This is a genomic window from Paraburkholderia dinghuensis, from assembly GCF_003837865.1.
Taxonomy (GTDB): Bacteria; Pseudomonadota; Gammaproteobacteria; order Burkholderiales; family Burkholderiaceae; genus Paraburkholderia; species Paraburkholderia dinghuensis.
In genome coordinates this window covers 1-4,771 of the sequence record NZ_RQIS01000044.1, presented here as the reverse complement: position 1 = coordinate 4,771, position 4,771 = coordinate 1, and the positions used below count along the sequence as shown (strand labels likewise).

General features: G+C 60.0%; 2 protein-coding genes and 1 pseudogene. All 3 read right to left on the bottom strand.

What is annotated here, in order from left to right; genetic code table 11:
• Positions 1-646: pseudogene (locus D1Y85_RS26780) on the bottom strand (hypothetical protein); the annotation flags it as partial.
• A 97-nt stretch (positions 647-743) separates the two neighbouring features.
• Entirely contained in the window at positions 744-1,139 is a 396-nt protein-coding gene (locus D1Y85_RS26775) for a hypothetical protein (RefSeq protein ID WP_124154087.1), read from the bottom strand.
• Positions 1,140-1,493: 354 nt separating this feature from the next.
• The coding region (locus D1Y85_RS26770) for a hemagglutinin repeat-containing protein (protein ID WP_185219141.1) at positions 1,494-4,771 on the bottom strand (3,278 nt) is incomplete at its 5' end.

Genomic DNA, 4,771 nt, shown 5'->3' with positions numbered 1-4,771 from the left:
GCACGAGCTGCTGTTCGTACAGGCCGTCGCCGAGGCGCTTTTCCGTGGTCTGCGGATTCAGCCCGAGCTGCTGGAGATAGTAGTCGCTTGAGATGAACGATTTCTGGCTCGTGAAGGCCGGATTCGTCTCGATCAGGTACTGCGCGTTCGGTGCGGTAGCCGGTCTGAACAGACCGCCCTGCGGGATCGTCAGGTTGCTCAGGACATTGACCGCCGTCGCGCTCGCGATGACCGGACTGGTGAGTCCTGTTGAGCCGCTGACCGAGGCCGCGGCGGAGTCCGGGCTGTCCGCGCTGCCCTGGACCGCTGACGTGGCCCCCGTGTTCGAGCCGCCCGCGCTGCCCTGGATCGCTGACGTCCCGACCGCGGCCGAACCATCCGCGCTGCCGCTCACCCCGCCTGCGTTGACCCCGCCCACCGACTGCCCGGGGACCAGGCCGAGCGAGGGAACGCCCGCATTGCCCGCCGTGTTGTTGATACTGACGCCTGTACCGGAAATCGTGCCGCCCGCTACAAACGTCGATTCGTAGCTGGGCAGCGCGTAGGTGCGGATATCGGCAGGCGCGGCCTGGTAGCCGCCTGGATTGGAGCCGACAAACGGCACATCGCCGAACGGCAGCGTCCAGTCCGGGATGCTTTGGTCATAGTAGATGAGCGCGTAAGGCTTGCGTTCGTGTTCCTTCACGTACTGCGCGATGCCGTGCTCGATCAACGGCCAGATGCCGCAAGCCAATTGCGCCATATCAGAATGGCCCTATATCGAGAATTCGTATCTCACCGCCGAAACGGCTTCTTTGGAGAGCAACATCGATTTCATCGCCTTCGCGAACCCGCTCATATTTCCACGGGACCGGTGAGAACTGCATAGAGTGATTCTCGACGTCTATTTCGAGCGTCTTTTTTTCGGGCACGGTGACATATGCTTTCCCTTGCCATTCACGGCGCTCGGGGATCACGTATTTCCGTATAGCACGCCCACGAACTCTCACTTCTTTTGTTCCTGAAAAAATGGCGAGGCGGCGGATGACTAGAATGGCTAATAAAACTATCAGACACTCCACTGCTAGAAGTAGCACCCCCGAAACGGCACTTGAGCCACCACGGCTAATCAGTTCGAACGGGGTAGATATGATGTTCATCGAGTTTCGCCAAGGTTACTCATTTCTTGCCTGCATTCTGGACCGCCGTTTGAGCCGGACCCGACAAGATCTGAATGATGTGGTTTGTGATGTCGCCAACCCAACCGGGCATGAATGTTTGTGCCGCCGTACCGGCGCCGTATGAGGCGGCGCCGGTTGCGGCGTTTGCAGACGGATCGCTCGAAGGATTTGCAATTTCATAAACAACCTAACCAAATGCCGATCTCTTTATCAATAATCCAAAAAATACAATCCAAAATATGATCACGATGATCAAATACGTTCTCCGCGATCCCTTGCTCATTTTCGACCAGGTTTCCTCATCAGGCCCACCGGGCGCAACCATATAAAATCCTATTTTTTAGGGTTAGTCACAGGAGCTGCATTGCTAAATGGGGCATAGCCATATGATATTTTCCCAGGTGCCGCAATACCCAATTCCAGCGCAGTACTCCCTCCATAAGAATGTGTAATCGCTATATACGCATTTGCGTCTATTGGAGTCGGAACAGAAATATACGCTTGGGTTCCGCTGCCGGTCAAAAAAGAATTGGTGGATGCAGCATCATTCGCTCCAAATATCCACCCAAATGCACCGACCAAACCTGGCATGACCGTGATCGACCGTGGGTTACTTTGCACTACGCCGCCCGAAAGATAGGTCGTACCATCATATAGGTTCATAGCGACACTGCCGCTGGCCGAAAGCGATCCCGAGCCTACAGTTAAATAATTTGGTCCGATCGCATTGATTGGCGACGCCTCCGCATTCGCCCCTTGTGCATTGATCACCGCCATCACCTGAGATTCACTGCACGGACTCAAGCCACTACACACCTGCGTAAGCAGATCATTCTTTTTCCTGTGCAGGGCCTGGTTGTACAACTCGACATTCGATGCCGTGGCAGCACCCGCTGTTCCTCCGACCAGCGCACCGCCCAGCCCCGCTACCACGTTCGCGGCCAGGTTGCCCAGCAGCTCTGAACCCGTTGCCGATTCCACACCCTTGGATATCTGGTCCAGTTGTTCGGCCATCTTCGCGGCCACTCCCGCACCGGCCGCACCTCCGATCGTGCTGAATACCGTTCCACCACCCAGGCCGCCGATCAGCGCGCCACCCACAATATGCAGAGCTGTCCGGTTGTCGCCCCCTTCGGCCCACGAATCGGCCTCGGCCTGGTACTGTTGGGCAAGCGCCAGATCAGCCGCCTGTAGGTCTGGGTCGGTCGCAGCCATCGCTGCCTTCGTTGCGGCATTCGCCGCATCCTGGGCCGTCTGCTGCTTTGATTCGGCGTACATCCCGATACCCTGCGCCACCACCTGACCCGCCGCCTGCGCGGCCTGCATTGTGTCGGCCTGCTCGTTCAGCAGGTTCTGCACGTCCGGAGTGCTGGACACCTTGCCATTGGTGTTCGTCGTGTCGCGGCTCAGGCTCTCCACATCCTGCGTCTGCGCGGCCTGGTTCGTAATGTTGATCGAGCCCGCGCTGACTGCGCTGCGCGTGGTCGCGCTCGAATCGCCGCGCTCACTCTGCGAGATCATCGGCGATATGGCGGGCGCACCACTCACCGAACCTGACCCTAGCGCCTTGCCAGTGTTCTGGATACCCACTCCCGCACTGATCCCGTTGCTGTTCGCGCTGTAGTGCGACTGGTTCTGGATATCGCTGAAAGTTAGCGTGCCGGTGGACAGGCTGTTCTGCGACGCATCCGCCGTGCTGGAAATCACCGCACCCTTCAGATCCGTATTGCCCTTGACGTTGACATCGAATCCACCACTGCCCGCATTGATACCCGCCTGCTCGTTCACCTGCGCGTAAGTTCCATCGCCGTGTCCGTTCTGCGCGCTGAAGCTCACGCTGCCGCCCGCCTGACTGATGCTGAACCCACCCCCCGTACTTGACTGATGGGCATTGCTTTGCGTGATGTCCTGCACGCTCTGGATGTTCAAATTGCCGCCGACGCTCGCCGTCACCTGTCCGCCATTGACCTGCGAGCCGATGAGGTTCGTATCGCCGCCCGAGATCACGGTCACACTGTTCGCACCATTGACATTTGAGGCGTTCTGGATCGCCGCGTTGCTGTTGCCGTCGCCGTGCGCGTTCTGCATGGAGGCAGAAACACCGACGCCGTTCGTGCCGATCGAGACACCGACGCTCGAACCCGACGATGAATTCGAGCTTTGGGTGACGTCGGTATTCGTCGTATTGACGATATTCACCTGATTCTTCGCGGCGAGGACGACATCGTTCGCGCTGACGTTCGAACCCGCGATAGTCAGGTTGCCACTACCCGCCGTATCGTTGCCCGTTGCCGCCAAAGCAGCGGTGCCGCCCGCCAGGACAGTCGAGCCGCGCTGGATCGTCTGGTCTTCGGACGACTGGCTCTGGCTATGGCTCGAACCGACACTGACCTGTATGCCAATGCTCGGCGCGTTGGCTGCGCTCGATATGCCGGTCTTCGCCATCTGGTAAGCGCCATAGCCGGCCAGCGCCGCATCACCGCCCGCTGCAATCGCATGCAGCGCCTCAGCGCGACCGTTGCTATCGCCGCTCGCGAGCGCCTGGCCCTGCGCATACGCGCCGTTGATCGCATCGCCGATGCTGCCCGAGAGGCCAATCGTCAGACCGCTGCTGCTGGTCTTCTGGGTCTGGCTTGTGTGGCTGGCATCGGTCGCGGAGTCGATAATGACGCTCTCCGCCGCACCCGTTACGTTCTGCGCTGCGACGAGGTCGCTACCGGTGACATGCAGGGTATTGCCCGCCTGAATCGAGAGATTGCCATTCAGCGAGCCGACCACGCTCCCGTTGTTCGTGACGCTCGACTCCTGGTCTGTCGTGGCGAGCTTGTTCGTGCCGACCGTGACACTCAGGCCGCTTGCCCCCAGGCCCGAATGCTTTTCCTGATAGCTGCCCGACGACTGCATGGTGTCCTGCGTCGTCGTGATGTTCACATCACGCGCAGCACTCAGGGCGACATCGTTCGTCCCCACAACCGTACTGCCCGCCACGTTGATGTCCTTGCCACTCGAAATCGTCACCGCATCCGCAGAAATCAGGCTGCCCTGGCTCACGGTGGCCGTCGTGTCGCGCGTGCTTGCGACCTCCTTGCTGCTGAGCACATGGCTATGGGTGCCCGTGTACGTCGAGTTATCGACATAGGTTGCCGTGGCCGCGCCGATGTTGACGTTGTTCGCTGCCGCCAGCGTTGCGGTCCCCTGGTCGAGGTTGACCGTGCTGCCGGTGACGTTGATGTTATTGCCCGATGCAACGGTCAGTGAGTTACCGGAATTGAGCGTCGTTGCCGTCAGCGTGTCGGTGGAAGTGTGCAGCGAATCGCTATAGTGGCCGTTGTGATCGCTGGTCGCGCTGTTACTGTCGACGGTGGAGGTCGCGGTGGCCGCCTGGAGCGTCACGTCGCCACCCGCCACGACCGTGCCGCCGCCCGCCAGGTTGATATTCGCGCCCGTTGCGGTCAGGCCGCCGGTTACGCCGATCTGCGAGACGCCACCGACCGTCACACTGCTGCCGGTCGTCTGGTTAACGTTGGTGTTCGAGATGCCATTGGCGCGCTCGACCACCTTGTGCTCGCCCGTCTGCACCGAGCCGATATCGTAGTTGCCGCCCACGGCCA